Genomic DNA, 24,119 nt, shown 5'->3' with positions numbered 1-24,119 from the left:
AGTGACCGGCGCCAATGTGCTGGTTGCGCTGTTTTCCGAGCGCGAATCCTATGCCGTCTATTTCCTGCAACAGCAGGATATGAGCCGTCTCGATGCCGTCAGCTTCATCAGCCACGGCGTCGGCAAGGGCACGCCCACGCCCGAGCGTCAGGAGACCAAGGGCACCGCCGAGGAGGAAAAGAAGGTGCAGGACGGCAAGGGCAAGAAGGACAGCGCGCTCGACCAGTTCACTGTCAACCTTAATGAGAAGGCGGACCGGGGCAAGGTCGACCCGCTGATCGGCCGGTCGGCCGAAGTGGACCGCACCGTGCAGATCCTCTGCCGCCGATCAAAGAACAACCCGCTCTATGTCGGCGATCCGGGCGTGGGCAAAACCGCGATCGCGGAGGGTCTGGCGCGCAAGATCATCGAAGGCGACGTGCCCGACGTGCTCAAGGAAGCGGTCATCTATTCGCTCGACATGGGCGCGCTGCTGGCCGGCACCCGCTATCGCGGCGATTTCGAGGAGCGGCTGAAGGCGGTCGTCACCGAACTGGAAAAAATGCCGCATGCGGTGCTCTTCATCGACGAGATTCACACCGTCATCGGCGCGGGCGCGACCAGCGGCGGCGCGATGGATGCGTCGAACCTCTTGAAGCCGGCCCTGCAACAGGGCGGCCTGCGCTGCATGGGCTCGACCACCTACAAGGAATACCGTCAGCACTTCGAGAAGGATCGCGCGCTGGCGCGGCGCTTCCAGAAGATCGACGTGACCGAGCCGTCCGTGCCGGACGCCATCAAGATCCTCAACGGTCTCAAGCCGTATTTCGAGGAATTCCACGACATTCGCTTCACGGCGGACGCTCTGAAATCGGCGGTGGAGCTGTCGGACCGCTATATCGGTGACCGCAAGCTGCCGGACAAGGCCATTGACGTGATCGACGAGGCGGGCGCCTCCATGCGTCTGGTGCCGCAGTCCAAGCGCAAGAAGACCATTGGCGTCAAAGAGATCGAGGCGGTTGTCGCCAAGATCGCCCGCATCCCCCCGAAATCGGTCTCGAAATCCGACGAGGCGGTGCTGCGCGATCTGGAAACCTCGCTCAAGCGCGTTGTGTTCGGTCAGGACGACGCCATCGAGAAGCTCGCCAGCGCCATCAAGCTGGCGCGGGCCGGCCTGCGCGAACCGCACAAGCCCATCGGCTCCTACCTGTTCTCCGGTCCGACCGGTGTGGGCAAGACCGAAGTGGCCCGCCAGCTGGCGGATACGCTGGGCGTCGAGCTTCTGCGCTTTGACATGTCCGAATACATGGAGCGCCACACGGTGAGCCGTCTTCTGGGCGCGCCTCCGGGCTATGTGGGTTATGACCAGGGCGGCCAGCTGACCGACGCGATCGACCAGCATCCGCACTCGGTCCTGCTGCTTGACGAGATCGAGAAGGCGCATCCGGACATCTTCAACATCCTGTTGCAGGTTATGGACAATGGCCAGCTGACTGACGCGAACGGCAAGTCCGTGGACTGCCGCAATGTCATCCTGATCATGACTTCCAACGCCGGGGCCGCCGACGCCGCCAAGGAAGCCATCGGCTTTGGCCGCGGCAAGCGCGACGGTGAGGACCAGGCGGCGATCGAGCGTCTGTTCACGCCAGAGTTCCGCAACCGCCTCGACGCGATCATCCCGTTCTCGGGCCTCAAGATCGACGTCATCGGCCGGGTGGTCGAGAAGTTCGTCCTGCAGCTTGAAGCGCAACTCGCCGATCGCGGCGTGACCTTCGAGCTGACCGAGGCGGCGACCCGCTGGCTGGGTGAGCGCGGCTATGACGAGAAGTTCGGCGCCCGTCCGCTGAGCCGGGTGATCCAGGATCATATCAAGAAGCCTCTGGCGGAAGAGATTCTGTTCGGCCAGCTCAAGAAGGGCGGCGTGGTGAAGGTGGATGTGGACGCCGCTGATACCGAGCGCCTCGACTTCGAGATCATTCCGGGCGATCGCCTGAACGACGCCAAGCCCAAGCGAAAATCGAAAAAGACAAAAGAAACAGTGAAGTGATCAAACACTTTCATGCTTGCGCGCCGCTGATCCTCAGCGGCGCGTTCGTTTTGGGCGCTGGCGCATTCGCGCAGGCCCCTGACTTTCGCGCCGACGCCGAGCATTTGCTCGGGCTGATCGACGAGGAATACGCGTATTTCGACCGCTTTGACGGGCGAAACCCGGCCCGTAGCGCGAACGGCGTGGACCCGGACGCGGTGACGGATTCCGCCAGCCTGCTGCGCTTTGCCGAATGTGCGATCAACGCCATTCAGGATCATCACGCCATACTGGGCATCTCCTCACGCAGCTCTTACGGGCTGACGCCGAGCTATAACGATCTGTGGGTCGAGCACCGCAACGGCGCCTATGTTATCACGGATGTGCGCGACGGCTCGCCCGCGCAAGCCGCGGGCATAGAGCCCGGCTGGCGTCTGGTCGCGGTGGCGGGGCAGTCCACGGACGAGGCCGTCTCGGAACTCTGCGGCGGTCCGTACAAGACGGCGGCTGCGAAAGCCTATGCCGCGCGGGTTCTGGCTGCAGGGCCGCGGGACGAGGTGCGAGAGTTCGTCTTTGTGGACGCCAGCGGCGGGGAACACGCCCTGAGCTTGCCCAATCTCTATCAGGTCGAGACGCCCGATCGGCCGCTCATCAGCGTGACGGAGCATGATGGCATTCGGGTTCTGCGGTTCAACAATTCATTGGGCGAGGATGGCCTGATCGCCGCCATTGATGAGGCGCTGTCAGGCGAACGCCCGGACGGGCTGATCATTGATCTGCGCGACACGCCCAGCGGCGGCGACACCCTTTATGCCCGCGCCCTTATGGGGCGTCTGATTGACGAGACCCGGCCCTATCAACGTCACGCCTTTCCGCAGATCGAGCGCGACACCGGCGTCGCCCGGCAATGGGTGGAAGAGGTCCTGCCGCGGGGCGACAGCCTGGCCGGTGTGCCGGTCGTGGTGATTTCCGGACGCTGGACAGGATCGATGGGCGAGGGATTGACCATCGGCCTCGACGCAGTGGCGGATGCGGTCACCCTGGGCGCGCCGATGGCGGGGCTTCTCGGCGCCATCTATGACTATGAGCTGCCCGAGACCGGCTGGACGGTGAAACTGCCCACCGAGGCGCTGTTTCACGTCAACGGAACGCCGCGTGAGGCCTATGTGGCGGACATACCGCTTGAGAGCGCGGATCTGCGCGGGCCAAACGGCGAGGACCTGGCGCTTGAGCGGGCCTTTGAGCTGCTCCGCTCCCGTTAGCCTGCGACAAACCCCAGAACCCGCTCCACGACCCGGGGATCGCGCAGGATGCCCCGATGGCCGACGCCTGCGAATATCTCTGAAACGGCGCCAGGCCAGGCGCTGGCGATGCGTTCGGCGCAAACGGACGGAGCGATCTGATCGTTCTCGCCATGCAGGATCAGGGCGGGCGCGGTGAAATTCGGCGCATCCAGCGTGATGTCGAGATTGGCCGCGGGTTCGCCAAAGCTCTCGCTCACCGCCTCCAGCATCAGCGCAATGGCGCGTTGGGACAAACCCATGGCCTCGCCCTGAAAGGCGACATTGCGGGGCAGGGCGTCCGGCGCGCCAAGGCCGATCACCCGCCCGGGCGCCAATGAGTGCCGGGCCATGGCCAGCACGGTGGCGGGCAGGCCCATGGAATGGGCGATGACGGCATGGGGCTGACCCAGCTGCGCCGCAGCTGCGCCCAGTCCTTCAGCAAAGAGAAGGATGTACGCCTTGTGTCCCTCGCTCTGGCCATGGGCGGGGCCGTCGATCATAGCGACGGAATACCCGGCCTCTTTCACGGCCTGACCCAGGGTGGAGAGGTCCGCGCTGTCCGCTTCCCAGCCATGCTGGAAGAAGACCAGCGGACCGTCACCGCCGCGATAGACCCGCTGCCTGCCTTCTGGGCCGACAAACTCCGTCTTCTCGAGGCCTTCGAGCCAGTCGCGGCCCTTGTCGGTCTGTTGCCGGACGCGCGGCCGGGTGAACTGGCGCTGGACTGACGCCTTGAAGGTGCGCGGGAACATCGCGGCGGTGGCGTTGGCGGCGATCGAGAAAGCGGAAGCGGTCATGGAGGGTCTCAAATCAGGAAATGGCGTCCACGCTAGGTCGATTGCACTTGAGGGCAAAGGGTTCGCCGTGCATGGCTGTCATAAAGCAATGACTGACCCCTCTCTCGCCGGAGACGATCATGACCCTGACCGCACTCGCCCTGACGCTGCTCATGGTGACCACCCCGACGCCCGACACGCCCGTCACCGGCCGCGTGGTGGCTGTGGATTTCACCGAGACGCCCGCCCTGGTCGAGGCCTTCGGCGGTCGACGCTTCTATGTGGAAGAGGATATGGGGCCGCCGCAATCACGTCTGCTCTGGGTGGCGTATGACTGCCAGGGGGAGGAGATGGCGCGGACTTTCCCGTTTGATCCGCGATGGACCAGCGGCTGGCATGGCGAGCCGTCAGAGGAGGGTGAGCTGGGCCCGCGTACCGGCGCAGGCTTGCAGTCCGGTCCGCTTGAGGATGCCGATGCGATCCTGCCGGTGAATGCAGCGCGGTTCGAGGTCATCGAGCGGGACGCCGAGGGGGAGCCCGTGAAGGTCCACGGCCCCTTCGACATGCCGGAGGTCTGGTGTGAATAGCGGCGCCTAGAGCGCCGCCTTGATCTTTTCGCACAGGGCGTTGAGCTCATCCATATCCGCCTGGCCTGCGCTGCCATGGCCGGCGATGTCCTGGCCTTCCCAGCGGGGAATGATGTGGAAATGGATGTGGTAGACGGTCTGGCCGGCCGGCGCGCCGTTGAACTGTGCGATGGTGACGCCATCAGGCTTGAGCGCGGTTTCGACGGCTTTGGCGACCTTCTTGACGCGCTTGATCGCCTCGGCGGCGCCAGCATCAGAAATCTCGAGAAGATTGCGCGCAGCCTCCTTGGGGATGACCAGGGTATGCCCTTTGCTTTGCGGGAAGATGTCCATGAAGGACAGCACATGCTCGTCCTCATAGACCTTCACGCAGGGCGCTTCGCCGCGCAGGATCTTGGCGAAGATGTTCTGGTCGTCATAGGTCCCGTGAAGGCTCATGGCGGGTCTCCCGATTGCAAAGGCTTTGGGGTGTGGTAGCGCGAACCGGAGGGCGGTCCAAGACCTAACCGTCCTTGCGATAGGGGCTGTCTGCGTCTAACGCCTGACGCTCTGTTTCCACCGCCCGGCGCTCGGACCGCAGATAGCGATCCACCGCGCCCTGAAGGCCCTCATGGACCACATCATGGGCGGAATAGACCAGCTGCGGGCGGTAACCGCGCGCGAGCTTGTGTCCGCCCTGTGCGCCCGCTTCGACCCGTTTGAGGTCGTGGGCGAGGGCGTAGTCGATGGCCTGATGATAGCAAAGCTCGAAATGGAGCTGGTCGGCGAAGCGAAGCGCACCCCAGTACCGGCCATAGAGCGTGTCCGATCCGATGAAGTTCAGGGCGCTGGCGATATGGGTTTCGCCCTCCTTCGCCATCACCAGCAGCACCTTGTCGGCCATGCGCTCATGGATCAGGGAAAAGAACTCGCGGTTGAGATAGGGCGTGCCCCATTTGCGCGCGCCGGTATCCTGATAACAGGCGAAGAACACGTCCCAATGGTGTTCGGTCAGCGCGTCGCCGGTGAGCTGTTCGATCGTGACCGCTTGCTGGGCGGCCTTGCGTTCCTTTCTCAGGGCCTTGCGCTTTCTTGAGGAGAGGGCGGCGAGGAAGCCTTCATAATCGCCATAGTCCTCGTCCTCCCAGATGAACTGGATGTCCTGCCGCGCCAGCAAACCTGCGCCGGTCAGGTCGGCCTGGGTGGGGGCGTCGGGGAAGAGTACGTGCCAGCTTGACAGATCGAGCTCGCGCACGGCGTGCCGGCCAGCCTGGATCAAGGCGCTGCGTATGTCGGGATCGCGGCTCAGCACACGCCGGCCGGTCGCGGGGGTGAAGGGAATGGCGGTCAGCAGCTTGGGGTAATAGGCGCCGCCGGCGCGCTCCAGCGCATCCGCCCAGGCATGATCAAAGACATATTCGCCATACGAATGCCCTTTCACATAGAGCGGCATCACGCCGAGAACCTGCCCGGCATCGTCCTCGGCGATCAGATGGCGCGGGCCCCAGCCCGTTTCCTCCACGGCGCTGCCGGAGGTTTCCAGGGCATCCAGGAAGTTCCAGCTCAGGAACGGGTCATAGGGCTGATCCTCCGGATTGGCGCATCGATCCCAGTCTGCGGGATCGATCTGCGCCATAGCGGTGATCATGCGCACGGAGATGTCGGTCATGACCCGTCCAGAAGCCTGCTCAGCGCCTCGATATAGGGTCGCGGGACCCGTTCTTCGAGCGGGATCACGCGATCTCGATCACCGCATCCACTTCCACGGCCGCGTTCAGCGGCAGAACCGCTACTCCGACGGCGGACCGGGCGTGGCGACCGGCGTCGCCGAACACCTCGACCATGAGGTCGGATGCGCCGTTGATCACCTTGGGTATGTCATGAAAGTCCGGATGGGCGTTGACGAATCCGCCCAGCTTCACGACACGCAGCACGCGGGTGAGATTGCCGTCACAGGCGGATTTGAACTGGGCGATCAGGTTCAACGCGCACAGACGCGCGGCGGCCTGTCCGTCTTCCAGCGTCAGGCCGTCGCCCAGACGCCCGGTCACCAGACCGGTCGGGCCCATCGAGATCTGACCGGAAATATGGACGGTCTGACCGGTTTGCACGTGCGGCACGTAATTGGCTACGGGCGCCGCAGCTTCGGGCAGGGTGAGGCCCAGTTCTTTCAGGCGGGATTCAATTTCGGCCATGGGGCAAGCTCCGATTGGAAGTGGACCGCTTCAATTAGGCGCCTGAGAGACGATCTGGCAATGAGGGCGGCGGGTTGAATTCAGTGGGCCCGCCCGGCATGGTGCCTTTTAACGATTAGGTGAGCTGATGGCGCGCGATGCAGCGAGCATGACATCGCAGAGACCCGTCCGACTGCGGACAGCCGACGGCAAGTTGCTGTCCGGCGTCTTTCTCGTGCCGCAAGCGCCAAACGCCGTGATGGTGATCAATCCGGCGACCGGTTACCGCAAGGATTTCTATCTCCCATTCGCCGAAGCCGCGGCGGAGAACGGCTGGGCCGTACTGATCTACGATTACCGGGGGCAGGGGGAATCCGCGCGCTGCCATCCGCGTCGGGAGACCGCGCGCATGCTCGACTGGGCGCGTTATGATATTCCCGCAGCCGCCGAGGCGGCCTGCCAGGCCTTTCCAGGCCTTCCGCTTGATATTGTCGGCCATTCCATAGGCGGGCAGTTCGCCGCGCTGATCGATCTTTCTCTGCCGGTGCGTCGACTGGCGCTGCTCTCGGCGTCCTCGGGGTATTGGGGCGAGCAGTCCGCACCGCTGAAATACTTCGCCTGGGCGTTCTGGCGGGTTTTCGGCCCGGCCTATCTTCTGCTGCGCGGGCATATCCCCAAAGGCGTGTTCTGGCGCGGCGAACCCCTGCCGCCGCGCGTCTGGGCGGACTGGCGGGATTTCGGGGTCAATCCCGAGTGCTTCCGGGACGCCATCGCGGAGCTGGGCCTGACCTCGCGCTATGAAGGATTCACCGCGCCGGTGCGCGCCTGGACGCCGGATGACGACCCGATCGCCAATCCTCAGTCTGTGCGCTGGTTGCTGGAACGGTATGAAAACGCCCAGACGGAAATGAAACTGGTCAGCCATGAAGACGCCGGTCGCGGCGCGCTGGGTCATGACGGGCTGTTCCGGTCCAAGATGGCCGATGTGTTCTGGCCGCAGGTGTTCCGCTGGCTGTCCCAGGACGCTCACCGTCTGGCGCGAAGCGGCTAGTCGCGATCTTTCTTCAGCATCCGGCCCTTGATGATGGCCGCCTCGCCGAACTTGGCGCGCGCCGCATCCATGGCGCGTTCGGCGGCGGCGCGTTTGAGCGCATTGGGATCGAGCAGATCGCCGGCATCCGCGATGGCGGGCTCGAGCACCGAATACCCCGCGCCGATCAGCCGGTAGCGCACGCCGTCGGGCTCCTTGTCGAGCATGTCGCAGCTGATGCGATAGAGCGTGTCCGCCAGCTGTGCGGGATCGGTGAGGGTGCGCCGTCGTGTGATCGTGCGAAACCTGTCGGTCTTGATCTTCAACGTCACCACGCGCCCGGCGACGCCCTGGGCCTTCATCCGGTCAGCAACCTTCACGCAAAGCGGCCAGAGCCGGTCCTTGAGGACAGACTTGTCTGAGACATCATCATTGAAGGTCGTCTCGGCAGAGACCGATTTGCGCTCGCGCTCGGGGCTGACCTTGCGGTCATCCTGAGCGCGCGCCAGCCGGGCGAGCCGCAGACCGGAATCGCCGTACTTGCGCGCCAGATCGCCCTCAGACCGCCTGAGCACGTCAGACAGGGTGTAGAGCCCGTCTGCATTGAGTTTCTTGCCCAGCACGGGGCCCACGCCATAAACATCCCCCACCTTCATCTGCGCCAGGAAGGCTGGCGCGTCCGCCCGGCCGATCACAGAGAACCCGTTGGGCTTGTCGAGATCAGAGGCGGTCTTGGCGAGAAACTTGTTGAAGCTGAGGCCCACAGACACGGTAACCCCGACCTCGTTGAGGATGCGGCGTTGCAGGCGCAGCAAGGTCAGGGCGGGCGGGGCCCCGTGCAGCTTCTCCGTGCCCGACAGATCCAGAAAGGCCTCGTCTATGGAGAGCGGCTCCACAAGCGGGGTCACATCCTCCATCATGGCGCGGATGCGTTTGCCCTCGGCGGCGTAGACCGCCATGCGCGGGCGCACGACGACCGCATCGGGACAGGCCTTGAGCGCCTTGAACATGGGCATGGCTGACTTCACGCCATAAAGGCGCGCCACATAGCAGGCGGTGGAGACCACGCCGCGCTTGCCGCCGCCGATGATCACCGGCTGGTCCTCGAGCTCGGGATTGTCGCGTTTCTCGACCGAGGCGAAAAAGGCGTCGCAGTCGATATGGGCGATCGCGAGCGTGTTGAGTTCGGCGTGATGCAGCACCGGACCGCGCCCGCATCGGGCGCATTTCGCACCGGGTGCAGCGGGCGCCAGACAGCTGCGGCAGTAGCCGGCATGTGCGGGAGAGGAAGACATCAGTTGTCATCCCATAGCCAGGCCGCGCCGCGCACGCCCGAGCTGTCGCCATGAAGGGGCGTGCGGATTCGGGCGACCAGATCATCGCCGGAGAGCCAGTGCGGCAGACGTTTTGCGAGCGTGTCCGCAAATCCGTCCAGGTTCGACAGGCCGCCGCCCAGCACGATGACCTCCGGATCCACGATCTTGATCACGTTGGTCAGCGCGCGGGCGAATCGGTCCGCATGGCGGTCGAGACTGAGCTGGCAGGCCTTGTCGCCCAATTTCGCTGCGGCGGCGATTTCCGGCGCGCTCAACGATCGCCCCGTCTGGCGCTCATGGTCACGCGACAAGGCGGGACCGGAACACCAGGCCTCCACGCATCCTGATCTTCCGCAATAACAGGCCGGGTCGGCCGCCCGCTCCTCAGCAGTCAGATAGGGCAGGGCCATGTGCCCCCATTCGCCAGCGCTTGCGTCCGCCCCTCTCACCAGCCTGCCGTTCAGGACGAGGCCGCCGCCCACGCCGGTTCCCGCAATGACGCCGAACATGCTCAGAGCGCCGGCGGCTGCACCGTCCCGCGCCTCAGACAGGGCGAAGCAGTTGGCGTCATTGGCGCAGCGTACGGCGCGGTTCAGTCGCCGGGAGAGATCCTGATCAAGGGGACGGCCGTTCAATGCAATGAGATTGGAATGCCGCATCAGCCCGGTTCTGGGGCTCAGCGAGCCGGGATGGCACAGGCCCACAGGCAGGGGCTTTGACAGACCGGCTTCACGTTCGACCTTCGTCACGAGGTCCGCGATGGCGTCCAGTGTTTCAAGATAGTCGCGAGATACGGGCAAGCGGCGACGCAAGACGCACGCGCCGCTGTCTTCAACCAGGGCCGCCTCGATTTTCGTGCCTCCGAGATCCACGCCTAAACGTAACACGGGTCGCCTCTTTTTGATCGCATCCGACGTTCATATCTTGTTCTAATCGTCCTGCGAAGGCGGCGACTCATTCTTGATTAAGGAAAGTCGGGTTAAATGCACTCTGGATGGTCAAAACGCTCACGCTGCAAAGACGGCGGGGCGAATTGGGGAAAGCGCGGTTATAATGCTGCAGGTCATGTCCAAAAAAGTTCTGATCGTTGAAGACAACGAGCTGAACATGAAGCTCTTTCGTGATCTGCTCGAAGCGCACGGCTATGAGACCGTGCAGACCAGCGAAGGCCTCAAGGCGCTCGATATGGCGCGTGAGCACAAGCCGGATCTGATCCTCATGGATATCCAGCTGCCCGAAGTGTCCGGGCTGGATGTCACCAAATGGATCAAGAATGATGACGAATTGTCGGCCATTCCCGTGGTGGCCGTGACCGCATTCGCCATGAAGGGCGATGAGGAACGCATTCGTGAAGGCGGCTGCGAGGGCTATCTGTCCAAGCCGATCACGGTTGCCTCCTTCATCAAGACGGTTCGGGACTTTCTCGACTAGAAGGAGACACGGGTGAGCGCGCGCATACTGGTCGTTGATGACATCGAGACGAACCGCCGCCTGCTGGAAGCACGCCTGACGGCTGAGTATTTCGATGTCTTGATGGCGCAGGACGGACCGACCTGTCTCGATCTGGCCCGGTGCGAGAAACCGGATGTGATCCTGCTCGACATCATGATGCCGGGCATGGACGGCTTTGAGACCTGTCGCCGTCTGAAGGCGGACCCTGAAACCCGGCATATTCCTGTTGTGATGGTCACCGCGCTGGATCAGCGCTCGGACCGGATTCGCGGCCTGGAAGCCGGCGCAGACGAATTTCTCACCAAACCGGTGGATGATGTGGCGCTGTTTGCACGGGTGCGCTCCTTGCTGCGCCTGACGAGCGTCATGGATGAATTGCGCCAGCGTGAGAGCAATGGCGTTGAGATGTTGCCCTTCGAGCCCGCCAATGGCGGCGGTCGCGTCATTGTGGCGGCGGCCGACCAGGCAGCCGCGCATCGCATCGCCCGAGCCTTGCCCGCGACGCTGGATGCGCATGGCTATGGCGATCCCAAGATCGCCATTTCCCAGGCGCGTCACGCTGATCTTGTAATCGTTGATCTCAGCTCGCCGCGCTTTGACGGTTTGCGCCTGTGTGCGCGCATCCGCTCGGACGTGGACACACGGCAGGTGCCGCTTCTGGGCGTGGTCGACGAAATGGACAAGCGCACCATGGTGCGCGCGCTCGATCTGGGCGTGAACGATGTGATTTCGCGCCCGCTCGATCCGGGCGAGCTGTCTGCGCGCAGCGCCACCCAGCTCAAGCGCAAGCGTTATGCGGATGCCCTGCGGGACCGTCTGGATGAAAGCCTTGAGATGTCGGTGCGCGATGCGCTGACCGGGCTGTTCAATCGTCGCTATACGGTGTCGCGCCTGCGCCAGGCGCTCGATGGCCTGCGCGCCAATCATGAGCCGCTGACCACAGCGCTGATCGATATCGACCATTTCAAGCGGATCAACGACACCTGGGGCCATAATGCCGGCGACCAGGTGCTCAAGGAGATCTGCGCCCGTCTGAACGAGCAGTTGCGCGCCATCGATATTGCCGGCCGCTATGGCGGCGAGGAATTCCTGGTGGTGTTCTCCAACACCACTGCGCGCGAAGCCTGTGACGCCATGGAGCGGGCCCGTCTGGCGGTCTGCGCCACCCCCGTGACCCTGCGCGAGACCGGCGACATCATCAATGTCACCATGAGCGTCGGCGTGGCGGAGGCCTTCATGGACGATAGCGTCGAGGCGCTGATCGAGCGGGCGGACACGGCGCTTTATGACGCCAAGCGGTCCGGACGGAACCGGGTGATCGAGGCAAAACGAAAAGCCGCCTGAACAAACAGGCGGCTTTCCTCAGTCCGGATAGACCAATAAATCGCGCTGAAGCGCAGACTTACTTGATCTTGCCTTCTTTAAACTCGACGTGCTTGCGCGCGACCGGGTCGTACTTTTTCAGAACGAGTTTCTCGGTCATCGTGCGGGCGTTTTTCTTGGTCACGTAGAAATAGCCCGTGCCCGCCGTCGAGTTCAGGCGGATTTTGATGGTAGTCGGCTTGGCCATAGTCGCGCACCCGTACACAAAAACTTGGCGCGCCAGACACAAGTCCGGCGCAACGAGCCGCGGAACATACTCGCGCCTGCGCTGCTGTCAATGCTGCGAACGCTGTTTGCTCAGTAGAGACAGGACGAAGTACAGCCCGGCCATGGCGGCGAAGGCGGCCATCAGGCCCCACGGATCTGCAATATCCATGGAAATGCCGCCCAGGGCCGGGCCCAGAAGCGAGCCCAGGCCATAGGCGAAGATGAAGGCTGCGTTGGCCGAGGCGAGGGCGCCGGGCTGAACGCGCTCCCCGATCATGGCGAGCCCGATGGTGTAGAAGGCGCTGCTGGCCCCCACAAAGAAGAAGACCATGGGGATGAGAAGCCACAGATTCGCGCCCGCGAGCCCCATGGCGACCGACAGAATCACGGCGCTCAGAGCCACACCCGACAGGGTGCGGTCCCGGCCGGTGCGATCGGCCAGCTTGCCGAGCGGGATCTGAAGGGCGATCGCTCCCAGGGCGCCTATGGCGACCAGCAGGCCCACGCCCTGTTCGGCGATGCCGATCCGCTCGGCGTAGACCGGCATGAGCGAGAAGACATTGGTTTCAAGTCCGCCGAAGACCAGCCCGGCCATGATCGCCAGGGGCGCAAGCCGTCCGGCGCTCAGCAGGCTTTCAAGCCCGGCCTCGTCCGGACTGGGCGGTTTGATCTGAGGGCCCTTCAGAATGAGGATAGGGAGCGCGCCGAGCGCATAGATCACCCCGCCTGCGATCCAGGGCGTCCAGCCTTCCGATCCCAGTAGCGACAACAACAATCCGCCCGAGCCGAAACCACCCGACAGCACGGTGGCGTAGACCGCCAGCAGGCTGGCGCGGCTTTCGGGTTTGGCCAGCTGATTGATCCACGTTTCGCTGGCGACGAAGATGATCGTCACCGACAGGCCCATGACAAAGCGTAGCCCGAACCAGACCAGGGGGTCGGGCATGGCCGGAAAGAGGACAAACCCTGCCGCCGTGATCAGTGCGCAGATCACCACGGTCTGACGCGGCGGCGTGCGCGCCATCAGCGCCGGGATGAGCGGCGTCGCCAGAAGCGTTGAGAGTGCCGCGGCGGCGGCGTTCGTGCCCACAATGGCGGCTGAGCCGGTCATGGCCTCGAGATTGAGCGCCACCAGCGGCATCAGCAGGCCGAAGCCGCATCCCGCGAGGGCGGCGCAGCAGATCGCCGCGATCAGCGAGCGGGTGCGGGCAAGGTCTGGCGAGGTGAGGAAGCTGGCGATCATCGCCGGGCCTATAGCCGGACTTCCTGCCTTTGTCCCGCCCGGAATGACACCATCAGCGGGCGCGGTCGTCCGCCCAGCGAGGCCAGGGCGGTTTCAGCAAAGACATTGAGCGCCTCATCCCTGAGCAGCTCGGGCGCTCTTTCAGGATTGACCCAGGCGATGCGCTCTCCGCCCCTGCGCTTGACCGAGTTGGAGATGCGGGCGACAGGCGCGGTGAATACCCGGACATGGCGGCGCGTCTCTGCGTCAGCCGGATCGAGCGCGCGGCCCAGATAGGTCAGGCTGTCGCGGTCGGGCTGGAGATGGTGACGGGTCAGGCGCGCCCAGGGGTTTGTGCCCGGCACGTGCACATCAGACGCGAGCGGTCTTGCCAGAAGCTGGCCCAGCTCTTCAGACAGCGCGCGAATGGCGGCGTCCATATAGGCGCCGGTCTGCTTTTCGGGCGATCCAAGGCGCTTGCGGGAGATCACGGGGCCGCCAAATGCGTCGAGGCCGTCGCCGCGCGCCGGCCGCGCCATCGGCAAGCCGTACCCGTTTTCCGTCCGCACCAGCGCAATCTGGCGCGAATGCGGGTCGGCCAGCAGTATGGTCGCCATATTGATCGGGCGCGCGCTCATAGGGTTTCAACCCTGGGACCGGATCGCGTGCTCTTCAGATAGCGCACGGGGCGGGCAGGGTCCTTGAGCCAGGCTTCAAGCTCGCCGATCACATATTGCGTGGCGATTGGCAGATCAAGCGTGTCGCGTTCGCTCAGGCCGACCCACCTCAAATCCTCAAGCTCGCCATTGCTGGTGAGGTCTACGGGGCCGTGTACATGCTCCACATCACAGGTGAAGAACCAGGCGTCGAACCGGCGCGGTCTCCGGGGAGGCGTGATGGCCCGGGTGATCACGTCCAGCGGCGCGGCGTTGGGCTGCGCGCCGGCCGCCTCGAACGGCGCCCAGGGCGCCTTGAAGGTGCAGGCGTCCTCCGCCGGCTTGCCCAGGATCAGACCGGTTTCTTCCGCCGTTTCGCGCAGGGCCGCCGCCGCCGCGGCGCGCGCGCGGCGTTCGGTCAGCACGCGCGTCATCACCGAGCGGGTCTTGTCATTGAGCTCTTCAGCCAGCGGCGCATAGCCGTCGGTGGGGTCCACGCGGCCGCCAGGAAACACATATTTGCTGGGCATGAAGACATGTCCGGTCGAGCGCCGACCGAACAGGAGTTCTATCTCGCCATTCGCGCGCTGACGGCGCAGCAGCAGCGAAGCGGCGAGTTTCGGGCGTGGACTGGTTTTAGGCGCTGTTTTCTTATCGTTTTTTGCGTCTGGCATTGTGTTTCTTTGCGCGCGGGGAGCCGCGGCGCTCGTATTTGTCGCGCGGGCGTCCACGCCCTTTGGGCGGTTTTCCTGATTCAGGCGGTGTTAGAATGTCGAATAACAGCCCGCCCGTCACGGGTGTCGCTTCATCCAGGCGCACTGTCACCAACATGCCCAGCCGATAGCGACCGCCCGAGCTTTGCCCGACCAGCGCATGGGCCGCCTCGTCGTGCATATAGTATTCCTGACCGAGCCGAGAGACCGGGCACAGCCCGTCCGCGCCGGTTTCATGCAGGCGCACGAACAGCCCGAAGCGCGTCACGCCGGTGATCCGGCCTTCAAACTCCGTCCCCACGCGGTCAGCCAGCCAGGCGGCGATGAAGCGGTCCACCGCGTCACGCTCGGCGGCCATGGCGCGGCGTTCATTCGAGGTGGTGTCCTCGGCGATGCGCTGGAGCTGGCTACGCTCTTCATCGGTTTGGCCGTCCGAGCCCAGATTGTAGGCGCGGATCAGGGCGCGGTGGACGGTGAGGTCCGCATAGCGCCGGATGGGCGAGGTGAAGTGAGCGTATTTGGCCAGGTTAAGTCCGAAGTGGCCGATATTGTCGGTGTCATAGACCGCCTGGGACTGGCTGCGCAGCACCACCTCATTGACCGTCTCGTAATGGTCGGTGGGCTGAGCCGCCTGCAGCAGGGTGTTGAAGCGCGACGGCGTCGGGCGCTCGCCGCGGGTCCATTTCAGGCCCACATGGGGCAAGAAATCCGCGAGGTTATCGAGCTTTTCAGAGCCCGGCTCATCGTGAATGCGGTAGATGAGGGGGCTGTTCCTGGCCTCCAGCGCCGTGGCGGCGGCCACGTTCGCCTGGATCATCATCTCTTCGATCAGCTTGTGCGCATCGAAGCGCTCGCGCAGGCGCACGCCCTGGACCCGGCCGTCCTCGCCCACGATCACCTTGCGTTCGGGCGCGTCAATTTCCAGCGGCTTACGACGCTTGCGGGCTTGCCTCAACGCCCCATAGGCGCCCCAGAGCGGCTTGAGCACGTCCTCCAGCAGGGTTTCCGCCTTGCCCGTGCCGTTTCCGTCAATGGCGGCCTGCGCTTCTTCATAGGCCAGCTTGGCGGCGGACCGCATCCAGCCGCGAATGAAGCGGTGACCGATCTGATTGCCATTGCGGTCAAAAACCATGCGCACGGCCAGACACGGGCGTTCCTCGCCCTCGCGCAGCGAGCACAGATCATTGGACAGGCGCTCGGGCAACATGGGCACCACCCGGTCCGGCAGATAGACCGAGACGCCGCGATTGCGCGCGCCCTTGTCGAGCGGGCTGGCGGGCGTGACATAGGCGGCGACATCGGCGATGGCGACGATCACGATCCAGCCATCCGGATTCTTCGGATCGTCATCGGGCGCCGCCCAGACCGCATCGTCATGGTCGCGAGCGTCAGCCGGGTCGATGGTGACAAGCGGTATGTCGCGCAGATCCTCTCGATAGCCCATGGTGACGGGCTCGATGGCATCGACCTGCTTGAGTTCGGCATCCAGAAAGCCATCGGGCACGCCGTGTTCGGCCATGGCGATGATGGAGCCGGCGCGAGCGCTGTCAGCCCGGCCCACGACTTCATCGATCATGGCCGTCTTGAGACCATGACGACGCTCGGACGCGATGCGCACGATGACGAGATCGCCATCCTGAGCCTTGCTGGTCTCGCCACGGGCCGGCACCAGTTCGTGACGGGCGCGTCGATCGACCGGGACCAGACGCGCCGGGCCGCGGGTATTGTCGCGCAACACGCACAGAATCCGGTGCGCGGACTGGCCCAGCTTCTTGATGACGCTGGCTTCGTAGCCCTCTTCGTCCTTGAGCGGGGCAAGCCGTGCGAGAATCTTGTCGCCCACGCCCGCAGCGGGGCCGCGCGTACGTTCGCCGGGCTTGAGGATGATTTTCGGGCCTTGCAGCTCAGGCTTCACCGGCTGGCAGAGGAACTCGCCATCCACATCGCGGTCGATCACTTCCAGCACCGTGACCGCCGGCAGCTGGTCGGCCATTTCATAGGCCTTCTGCTCATTCTTGCGGATCTCGCCGCCATCCTCGAGCTCGCGCAAAGCGAGCTTGAGGCCGGACCGCTGGTCGCCCTTCAGTCCCAGAGCCTTGGCGAGTTCACGCTTGGTGAAGCGTCCTTCGCCCAGCCGGATCGCCTCGAGAAGGGCGTCCTTGGTGAAACCAAAGCGGGCGTATGGATCTTCGTTCAAGACGGGGCCTTTGTACTCTTCGCGGTGGTTTTCTTGGCAGTTGATTTCTTCGCGGCGGGTTTCTTGGCGGCGGTCTTGGTCTCGCCATCCGCCTTCTTGGCCGCCGGTTTCTTGGCCGAGGCCTTTTTCTTCGCCGGCGCCTTCTTCTTGGCAGGCGATTTGGCCGCTTTTGCGGCGATCAGCTCCAGCGCCTGCTCCAGCGTGACCTCGGCCGGGTCCATCTCCTTGGGCAGGGTGGCGTTGATCTTGCCGAATTTCACATAGGGGCCGTAGCGGCCGCTCATGACATTGATCGCGCCGCCCTCATCAGGGTGCTCGCCCAGCTCTTTCAACGGAGCTGCGGCTGCGCCGCCCCGACTGCGCGGATTGGCTTTCTTCTGCTCGATCAGATCGACGGCGCGGTTCAGGCCCACCTCGAACACCTCGTCGGCGTTTGCAAGGTTCGCATAGGTCTTGCCGTGCTTGACGAACGGACCATAGCGGCCAATGCCCGCCTCGATCATCTCGCCGTCTTCGGGGTGGGGGCCGACCTTGCGCGGCAGGTCGATCAGCGCGACCGCCTTCTCAAGCGTGATGGACGCCGGATCCCAGCCCTTGGGAATGGAGCCGCGGCGCGGCTTGTCCTCGTCCTCGACCTGCATTTCGAGATACGGGCCGAAGCGACCGTCCTTGAGCACGATCATGGCGCCGGTCTCGGGATGTTCGCCCAGCTCGCCATCACCGGCGACGGCGTCGAGCTCGCCCCCGCCCAGCGGCCGGGTATAGCGGCAGTCAGGATAGTTCGAGCAGCCGACGAAGGCTCCGTGCTTGCCCAGACGCAGCGACAGCGCGCCCTCATTGCATTTGGGGCAGACCTTGGGATCGGACCCATCTTCGCGCGGCGGGAAGATCAGCGGCGCCAGCGCCACATTCATCGCGTCGATCACATCGCCAATGCGCAGATCGGCGATATCCTCGATGGAGGCGTGGAAGTCCTTCCAGAAGTCGCGCAAAAGCTGCTTGTATTCGAGATCCCCTGCCGAGACCTTGTCGAGCTGGTCTTCCAGCGACGCGGTGAAGTCGTACTGGACGTAGCGTGCGAAGAAGTTTTCCAGGAAGGCGATGACGACCCGGCCCTTGTCCTCGGGCCTGAAGCGCTTGTCTTCCATGCGGACATAGTCGCGGTCGCGCAGCACCGACAGGGTGGAGGCATAGGTGGACGGACGGCCAATGCCCAGCTCTTCCATCTTCTTGACCAGCGAGGCCTCGGTATAGCGGGGCGGGGGCTGGGTGAAATGCTGTTCGGCCAGCGTCGTCTCGGCCTTTGCCGATGCGCCTTGCTTTACGGCGGGCAGGCGGTTCTCGCCTTCATCCTCTTCGTCGTCGCGGCCTTCCTGATACAGGGCGAAGAAGCCCGGGAAGGTCACGACGGTGCCCGTGGCGCGCAGGGCGAGGGACTGGTCGGCGTTCTCAAAGTCGATGGTGGTCCGCTCAAGCTGCGCCGCTTCCATCTGACTGGCCACGGCGCGCTTCCAGATCAGCGCATAGAGCTTGGCCTGATCGGCCTCCAGGCGCATCTCGTCGGGATGGCGGGTGAAGCTCGTCGGGCGGATGGCTTCGTGCGCTTCCTGGGCGTTCTTGGCCTTGGTGGAGTAAAAGCGCGGCTTCTCCGGCACGAAGTCCGATCCATGACGCTCGGCGATCACATCGCGCGCCTGCATCATCGCGCCCATATCCATGGAGACGCCATCGGTCCGCATATAGGTGATGAGACCCACCGTCTCGCCGCCCAGATTGACGCCTTCATACAGGCGCTGTGCAGTGCGCATGGTGCGTTGGGCGTCAAAGCCCAGCTTGCGCGCCGCTTCCTGCTGCAGGGTCGAGGTGGTGAAGGGCGGCGGCGGATTGCGCTTGGTGGGCTTGGCCTCGACCGCCGCCACGGTGAAGCTCGCCGACTTGATGGCGGCTTCCGCGGCGCGGGCGCGCTTTTCCTCGCCAATGGTCAGGCGGGTGATCTTTTCGCCTTCAAACCGGGTCAGTTTCGATGCGATGAGCTGATCGGCGCCCTCGGCCTTCACCTCGGCGTCCACAGACCAGTATTCCTGGCTGACGAACCGCTCGATCTCGGTTTCGCGCTCGGTGATCAGTCGCAGCGCCACAGACTGTACCCGGCCCGCCGAGCGCGCGCCCGGCAGTTTGCGCCAGAGAACCGGCGACAGGGTGAAACCCACCAGATAGTCGAGCGCACGGCGCGCCAGATAGGCCTCCACCAGCTCCATATCGAGCTCGCGCGGATTGGCCATGGCGTCGCTGACGGCTTTCTTCGTGATGGCGTTGAACGCCACACGCTGGACGTGCTTGTCCTTGAGCACCTTGCGCTTCTGCAGCGCTTCGAGAAGGTGCCAGGAGATCGCTTCACCCTCGCGATCCGGGTCAGTGGCGAGGATCAGGGTGTCGGCGTCCTTGAGCGCGTCGGCGATCGCCTTGATGCGCTCCTTGGACTTGCCCTCCACGGTCCAGTCCATCGCGAAGTCTTCCTCGGGACGCACCGATCCGTCCTTGGGCGGCAGATCGCGCACATGGCCGAAGCTGGCGAGCACGGTGTAATCGCTCCCCAGATACTTGTTGATGGTTTTGGCCTTGGCCGGGGATTCGACGACAACGACGTTCATATGATCACTGATAGCAGGGTGATACGGTCCAGCGTCAAGGCTGGTCCGGTCAATGGCGGCGGAAGGTGGGGATAGTTCATCACCCTGTCAACATGGGGCTGACGCTTGCCAGAAAGCGAGCACAGGTATACGGCTCCCCGCAGAGTTGTTCAAAGAGCAATCAAAACGATTATGGCCAAGTCCCCCACCGGCGCTTCTGACGATCCCGCCTTTCGCGAGAAGACCACCCAGGAAGCCGCGGGCTATCTTGTCGAGATGCTCGCCGCACTGTCCCATTTCGCGCACAGGGCGGATCTGAGCAATTCCTCCGTCATGCTGGCGACAGCAGCGCATGTGATTGAACAGGAATGCCGGCAAGTGACCCGAAAGCCGCCCCTGACCAATCCGGATGCGGATCCGGCTGCCTTGTTCCCCTTCTTTCCCGATGGCCGACCCCGTAGCGGCGGCCCGCGAACCTAGTCGCTGCAGACCATGCCGTTGGGCCAGATCTCACACCGGCCCGCCAGTTCCAGTTCCACAAGCGCCGCCAGGACGACGCGCGCTGGCGCCCGGGTCAGCCGCGCCAGTTCGTCGCGGGAGACAGGGGTGGGGGACAGCAGCCCGGCGATGCGCTCGCGAATGTCGGACACGGCCTCATCGAGTGCGCGCGCATCCTCGAACTCGTCTTCAAAGTCTGCGCCTGAGGGTTCCTCGAGTTTCGGGCGGCGCGCGCCGGACAGGATGTCGATGACATCCTCCACGCCCTGGATCAGCGCTGCGCCATCCTGAAGGAGGCGGTTCGAGCCGCGGGCGCGGGGATCCAGGGGCGAGCCCGGAACCGCCATGACTTCGCGGTTCTGCTCCAGCGCATAGCGCGCTGTAATGAGCGAGCCCGAGCGCTCCGCCGCCTCCACGACCAGAACGCCCAGGGAGAGCCCCGAGATCAAACGGTTGCGACGCGGGAAGTCGCGCGCCTGCGGGCTGTAGCGGGGCGGGCTCTCGCTCACCAGCAGGCCCTGTTCGGAGATGGCGTGATAGAGCGCCTCGTGCTCGGGCGGGTAGATCGAGGTGAGACCGCCGGCCAGCACGGCGATGGTCCCGGTTTCAAGGCTGGCGGCATGGGCGGCGCCGTCTATGCCCCGCGCCAGCCCCGAGGCGATCAGAACGCCGCGTTCTCCCAGGCCCCGCGCCAGATCGCCTGCAAAGCGCAATCCCGCGGCGGACGCGTTGCGCGCGCCGACCATGGCGCAGACCGGCTTGTCTGAGAGCAAGAGTGGGCCTTTGACCGTGATCACCGGCGGTGGTGGATCAAGGGCCGCCAGATCTGAGGGAAACTCCGCCTCACAGGCGCACAACAGGCGCGCGCCAAAGTTTTCTATGTCGGCCAGCTCGTCCTCGGCCTGATCGCGGGCGATCGCCTTCAGCGGCTTGGCGCGGCCGCCGCGCTTTGAAAGGTCCGGCAGGGCGTCAATGGCGCGACTGGCGGTTTCGAAGCGCTCGATCAGCTTGGCGAAGGTGACAGGTCCACCCCCCGAGGTGCGCGACAGGCGAAGCCAGTCCACGCGCTCGGTCGGGGAGAGGGACCGGCGCGTCACGTCTTCTTGGCCCCGATTTTGGGTTCCTCACCCTTGAGGATGCGGCCGATATTCTCCTGATGCCGCCAGTAGAGCAGCGCGGCGAGGAAGAGCGCGAGAATGGCGACGTCCTCACGGCCGAAGGCATAGGCCAGAGCCGGGGCGGCGAGGGCTGCAGTGAGCGCGGACAGGGATGACATGCGCAGCATCAGCGCCATGCCCAGCCAGACAAAACAGGTCAGGGCCCCGACGGGGAAGTGGGCGGCCAGCAGCACCCCGAGAAAGGTCGCCACGCCCTTGCCGCCCTTGAACTTCAGCCAGACCGGGAAGCAATGGCCAAAGAAGGCCGCGCCGCCCGCAATCAGGCCCGCCGTGGGATTGGCGAAATAGGTGAAAAGCAGGCAGGCGAAACCCGCCTTGCCTGAGTCGAGGATGAGCGTGGCGAGCGCCAGATCCTTGCGGCCTGTGCGCAGCACATTGGTCGCGCCGATATTGCCCGAGCCGATGGCGCGAATATCCCCAAGCCCGGCCAGCTTGGTCAGCAGCAGGCCGAACGGGATCGAACCGAACACATAGCCGACGACCAGCGCCGCCGCGAACCAGGGATCAAACATCATTACTCATCTTCCAGTTGATGGATAATCGCGCCTTCCGCGACCGTGATCAAGGTGCGACCGAACAGGCGGCGCCCGGAAAAGGCGCTTGGCGCGCGGCATTGCAGGGCGCCGCGGCCATAGACGAAGGGGGCGCGGGGGTCGAACGCCACAAGGTCCGCCGGCGCGCCCTCTTCAAGTCGTCCCTGTTCGAGGCCAAGAATGTCCGCCGGGCCGGAGGTCACCGGGCGCAGCGCTTCAGCGAGGCTCATGCGCCCCTCTTCAGCCAGTCCGCACAGAACAGGCAGCAGGGCTTCCAGCGTGGCGGAGCCGGGCGCAGCTTCGGGGAAGGGATGGGCCTTGGATTCGTTGGTCAGGGCGATGTGGTCAGACACCACCGCGTCGATACGGCCCTCGCTCAGCGCATCGATCAGCGCCTGACGGTCGTTTTCGCTGCGCAGGGGCGGCTCCAGCCGGTAGCGCGGGTCCAGACCGCCGGTATCCATCTCGTTGAAGCTGAGATGGCTCACCGGAACCGTCACAGCGACTTCCAGACCGTCTGAGCGGGCCCCGCGAACGGCGTCGAGCGCCTCGCGCGTGGTGACGCGGTCGAAGATCAGGCGCGCACCGGTTAGGGCAGCCAGTGATGCGTCGCGCTTGAGCGCCATGGCTTCCGATTGCGCAGGCCGTGAGGGCAGGCCCAGGCGCATGGAGAGATCACTCTCGGTCGCCAGCGTGCCGCGGCTGAGGCCGTGATCTTCCGGACGCAGGCTGACCCAGGCGTCAAACCCGCCCGCGTAAGCCAGAACCCGGCGCGCCAGGCGCGTATCGGACACCGGCTGGCCGCCATCCCCCAGATACAGCGCGCCGGCGCGCAGCATCAGACCGATCTCGGCCATGTCCTCAGGTGAGCTGACGCAGAGCCCGGCCGCATAGAGCCGGACAGCGCTCGTGAGCGCCGCCGCGTTCACCGCCGCAATGTCTTCAGGGGTGCGGAACCCGCCGCCGCTTTCAGGCGAGAGCACCAGCGTCGCGACGCCGCCGGCCGCCGCCGCGCGGGCCGCGGCATCAACACCGCGGGCGCCGGTTGAAGCAGGATCGGCCGTGCAGCGCATGTCGATGAGGGCCGGCGCGAGGACCGCGCCCTTCACATCGATCACCTGCTCGTCGTCGTGCGCCACGAGATCGGGACCGATCTCCTCGATCAGGCCGTCGCGCACACGCAGGGCGCCGAACTCGTCGCGGCCAGACGCCGGATCGATCAGGCGGGCGTTTTCAAACAGCATCATGCCCCGTCTCCCAGACCATCGGCGTCATGGTTGCGCATGTCCGCAATCGTGGAATTGGGCGCGCGACCCGTGATCAGCTCGAGGATGGCGGAGCGCACCGCGACGCCGCTTTCCACCTGCTCGAGGATCAGGGCGCGTTCGGGGTCGTCCGCCAGCGCGCCGTCAATCTCCACGCCCCGGTTCATCGGCCCCGGATGCATCACGAGACAATCTGGGGCGGCGCGTTCGAGGCGCGCTTCGTTGAGGCCCCAGAGCGCGGCGTATTCGCGATCAGACGGGATCAGACCGCCGGTCATGCGCTCTTTCTGGATGCGCAGCGCCATGACCGCGTCACAGCCTTCGAGCGCCACGTCGAGATCATGAAACACCGTGACGCCCCAGCGATCCGCATCGGCGGGCAGCAGGGTCGCCGGGCCGCACAGGCGCACCTCGGCGTTGAGCAGGTTCAGGAGCGACACGTTCGAGCGGGCGACCCGAGAATGCAGGATGTCGCCGACGATCAGGATGCGGCGACCGCCGACCTCGCCCCAGCGGCGGGTCAGGGTGAAGGCGTCAAGAAGCGCCTGCGTCGGGTGTTCATGGGCGCCATCGCCGGCATTGACGGTCGGAAGGCCGGTGATGCGGGCGAAATGGGCTGCCGCGCCCGCCGCCTTGTGGCGCACCACCAGCACGTCCGGGCGCATGGCCGCAAGGGTCAGGGCGGTGTCGTCAAGGCTCTCGCCCTTGGAGATCGAGGCGCTGCCGGCGGCGAAGTTCACCACGTCGGCGCCGAGGCGCTTGGCGGCGATCTCGAAGCTGGCGAGCGTGCGGGTCGAGTTCTCGAAGAAGAGATTGATCTGGGTCAGGCCTTTGAGGCTGTTGCCCGCTTTCTCGCCGAGCCGCGCCTTGTCGAAATGATGCCGGGCGCGCTCGAAAATCATCTGCACGTCGAGCGGGTTGAGATCCCCGACGCTCAACAGGCTGTCATGGGGAAAATCGTAGGCGAAGCCTGTACGCTCCATCAAAGCGCCTCCCGAAATGCGTTTGCGGCGGTATAGGCGCGCACATCGGTTG

General features: G+C 64.8%; 23 protein-coding genes. 7 read left to right on the top strand and 16 right to left on the bottom strand.

Going from position 1 to position 24,119, the window contains the following annotated elements; genetic code table 11:
• Both clpA and B2Z70_RS06925 read left to right on the top strand, forming a co-directional pair.
• Window positions 1-2,026, top strand: a 2,026-nt coding sequence (gene clpA / locus B2Z70_RS06930) for an ATP-dependent Clp protease ATP-binding subunit ClpA (RefSeq protein WP_292982117.1), incomplete at its 5' end; no start/stop codon positions are given.
• Window positions 2,023-3,267 carry a S41 family peptidase gene (locus tag B2Z70_RS06925; RefSeq protein WP_292982116.1) on the top strand — a complete coding sequence of 415 codons (1,245 nt, stop codon included), beginning with the start codon at window positions 2,023-2,025 and terminating at the stop codon, window positions 3,265-3,267. The genes clpA and B2Z70_RS06925, both read left to right, overlap by 4 nt.
• On the opposite strand, the gene B2Z70_RS06920 is transcribed toward B2Z70_RS06925, so the two are convergent.
• Window positions 3,264-4,085 (bottom strand): alpha/beta fold hydrolase, encoded by an 822-nt coding sequence (locus tag B2Z70_RS06920; protein ID WP_292982115.1) that lies wholly within the window; start codon window positions 4,083-4,085, stop codon window positions 3,264-3,266. The two genes, B2Z70_RS06925 and B2Z70_RS06920, sit on opposite strands and share 4 nt — an antisense overlap.
• Before the next feature lie 119 nt (window positions 4,086-4,204).
• Between B2Z70_RS06920 and B2Z70_RS06915 the strand changes: the two genes are divergently transcribed.
• The gene (locus B2Z70_RS06915; protein ID WP_292982114.1) at window positions 4,205-4,651 is read left to right on the top strand and encodes a hypothetical protein; all 447 of its coding nucleotides are present in this window, start codon (window positions 4,205-4,207) and stop codon (window positions 4,649-4,651) included.
• A 6-nt stretch (window positions 4,652-4,657) separates the two neighbouring features.
• Here B2Z70_RS06915 and B2Z70_RS06910 read toward each other — a convergent pair whose 3' ends face one another.
• From B2Z70_RS06910 to B2Z70_RS06900, 3 genes are all read right to left on the bottom strand, one after another.
• Complete coding sequence (locus B2Z70_RS06910; protein ID WP_292982113.1) at window positions 4,658-5,089, bottom strand: HIT family protein; 432 nt, start codon at window positions 5,087-5,089, stop codon at window positions 4,658-4,660.
• A gap of 64 nt (window positions 5,090-5,153) precedes the next feature.
• On the bottom strand, window positions 5,154-6,299 hold the full coding sequence (locus tag B2Z70_RS06905; RefSeq protein WP_292982112.1) for a GNAT family N-acetyltransferase: 1,146 nt from the start codon (window positions 6,297-6,299) through the stop codon (window positions 5,154-5,156).
• A 64-nt stretch (window positions 6,300-6,363) separates the two neighbouring features.
• Window positions 6,364-6,825 (bottom strand): RidA family protein, encoded by a 462-nt coding sequence (locus tag B2Z70_RS06900; protein ID WP_009800665.1) that lies wholly within the window; start codon window positions 6,823-6,825, stop codon window positions 6,364-6,366.
• A gap of 148 nt (window positions 6,826-6,973) precedes the next feature.
• Between B2Z70_RS06900 and B2Z70_RS06895 the strand changes: the two genes are divergently transcribed.
• Complete coding sequence (locus B2Z70_RS06895) at window positions 6,974-7,855, top strand: alpha/beta hydrolase family protein (protein ID WP_292982111.1); 882 nt, start codon at window positions 6,974-6,976, stop codon at window positions 7,853-7,855.
• Here B2Z70_RS06895 and B2Z70_RS06890 read toward each other — a convergent pair.
• Window positions 7,852-9,129: a DNA polymerase IV gene (locus B2Z70_RS06890; protein ID WP_083783159.1), complete on the bottom strand. Its 1,278-nt coding sequence runs from the start codon at window positions 9,127-9,129 to the stop codon at window positions 7,852-7,854. The genes B2Z70_RS06895 and B2Z70_RS06890 overlap by 4 nt on opposite strands.
• Entirely contained in the window at window positions 9,129-10,037 is a 909-nt protein-coding gene (locus tag B2Z70_RS06885; RefSeq protein WP_292982110.1) for an ROK family protein, read from the bottom strand. The genes B2Z70_RS06890 and B2Z70_RS06885 overlap by 1 nt, the downstream gene beginning before the upstream one ends.
• Window positions 10,038-10,215: 178 nt before the next feature.
• On the opposite strand from B2Z70_RS06885, the gene B2Z70_RS06880 reads away from it, so the two are divergent.
• Window positions 10,216-10,581: a response regulator gene (locus tag B2Z70_RS06880; protein ID WP_009800670.1), complete on the top strand. Its 366-nt coding sequence runs from the start codon at window positions 10,216-10,218 to the stop codon at window positions 10,579-10,581.
• 12 nt (window positions 10,582-10,593) lie between these two features.
• Window positions 10,594-11,946 carry a PleD family two-component system response regulator gene (locus tag B2Z70_RS06875; RefSeq protein ID WP_009800671.1) on the top strand — a complete coding sequence of 451 codons (1,353 nt, stop codon included), beginning with the start codon at window positions 10,594-10,596 and terminating at the stop codon, window positions 11,944-11,946.
• Between the two features lie 58 nt (window positions 11,947-12,004).
• On the opposite strand, the gene rpmG is transcribed toward B2Z70_RS06875, so the two are convergent.
• The 6 genes from rpmG to topA form a co-directional block, all read right to left on the bottom strand.
• Entirely contained in the window at window positions 12,005-12,172 is a 168-nt protein-coding gene (gene rpmG, locus B2Z70_RS06870) for a 50S ribosomal protein L33 (RefSeq protein ID WP_009800672.1), read from the bottom strand.
• Between the two features lie 87 nt (window positions 12,173-12,259).
• Complete coding sequence (locus tag B2Z70_RS06865) at window positions 12,260-13,435, bottom strand: MFS transporter (protein WP_292982109.1); 1,176 nt, start codon at window positions 13,433-13,435, stop codon at window positions 12,260-12,262.
• An 8-nt stretch (window positions 13,436-13,443) separates the two neighbouring features.
• Window positions 13,444-14,052 (bottom strand): hypothetical protein, encoded by a 609-nt coding sequence (locus tag B2Z70_RS06860; protein WP_292982108.1) that lies wholly within the window; start codon window positions 14,050-14,052, stop codon window positions 13,444-13,446.
• Window positions 14,049-14,744: an NUDIX hydrolase gene (locus B2Z70_RS06855; RefSeq protein WP_009800675.1), complete on the bottom strand. Its 696-nt coding sequence runs from the start codon at window positions 14,742-14,744 to the stop codon at window positions 14,049-14,051. The genes B2Z70_RS06860 and B2Z70_RS06855 overlap by 4 nt, the downstream gene beginning before the upstream one ends.
• Window positions 14,722-16,980 (bottom strand): ribonuclease R, encoded by a 2,259-nt coding sequence (rnr, locus tag B2Z70_RS06850; protein ID WP_292982107.1) that lies wholly within the window; start codon window positions 16,978-16,980, stop codon window positions 14,722-14,724. The genes B2Z70_RS06855 and rnr overlap by 23 nt, the downstream gene beginning before the upstream one ends.
• Entirely contained in the window at window positions 16,977-19,631 is a 2,655-nt protein-coding gene (gene topA / locus B2Z70_RS06845; RefSeq protein ID WP_292982106.1) for a type I DNA topoisomerase, read from the bottom strand. Before topA ends, rnr begins: the two co-directional genes overlap by 4 nt.
• Window positions 19,632-19,802: 171 nt before the next feature.
• Between topA and B2Z70_RS06840 the strand changes: the two genes are divergently transcribed.
• Window positions 19,803-20,090 (top strand): hypothetical protein, encoded by a 288-nt coding sequence (locus B2Z70_RS06840; RefSeq protein WP_292982105.1) that lies wholly within the window; start codon window positions 19,803-19,805, stop codon window positions 20,088-20,090.
• Here B2Z70_RS06840 and dprA read toward each other — a convergent pair.
• Genes dprA through B2Z70_RS06820 form a run of 4 tightly spaced genes read right to left on the bottom strand, consistent with a single transcriptional unit; the run spans window position 20,087 to window position 24,067 of the window.
• On the bottom strand, window positions 20,087-21,205 hold the full coding sequence (gene dprA / locus B2Z70_RS06835) for a DNA-processing protein DprA (protein ID WP_292982104.1): 1,119 nt from the start codon (window positions 21,203-21,205) through the stop codon (window positions 20,087-20,089). The genes B2Z70_RS06840 and dprA overlap by 4 nt on opposite strands.
• Entirely contained in the window at window positions 21,202-21,801 is a 600-nt protein-coding gene (gene plsY / locus B2Z70_RS06830) for a glycerol-3-phosphate 1-O-acyltransferase PlsY (RefSeq protein WP_292982103.1), read from the bottom strand. Before plsY ends, dprA begins: the two co-directional genes overlap by 4 nt.
• Window positions 21,801-23,066, bottom strand: a complete 1,266-nt coding sequence (locus B2Z70_RS06825; protein WP_292982102.1) for a dihydroorotase — start codon at window positions 23,064-23,066, stop codon at window positions 21,801-21,803. The genes plsY and B2Z70_RS06825 overlap by 1 nt, the downstream gene beginning before the upstream one ends.
• Window positions 23,063-24,067 carry an aspartate carbamoyltransferase catalytic subunit gene (locus tag B2Z70_RS06820; protein ID WP_292982101.1) on the bottom strand — a complete coding sequence of 335 codons (1,005 nt, stop codon included), beginning with the start codon at window positions 24,065-24,067 and terminating at the stop codon, window positions 23,063-23,065. The genes B2Z70_RS06825 and B2Z70_RS06820 overlap by 4 nt, the downstream gene beginning before the upstream one ends.
• Between the last annotated feature and the right edge of the window lie 52 nt (window positions 24,068-24,119).

The organism is Oceanicaulis sp. UBA6590 (assembly GCF_002433705.1).
Lineage (GTDB): Bacteria > Pseudomonadota > Alphaproteobacteria > Caulobacterales > Maricaulaceae > Oceanicaulis.
Note: the sequence above shows the minus strand (reverse complement) of the source record. Positions and strands in the feature narration are given on the sequence as shown.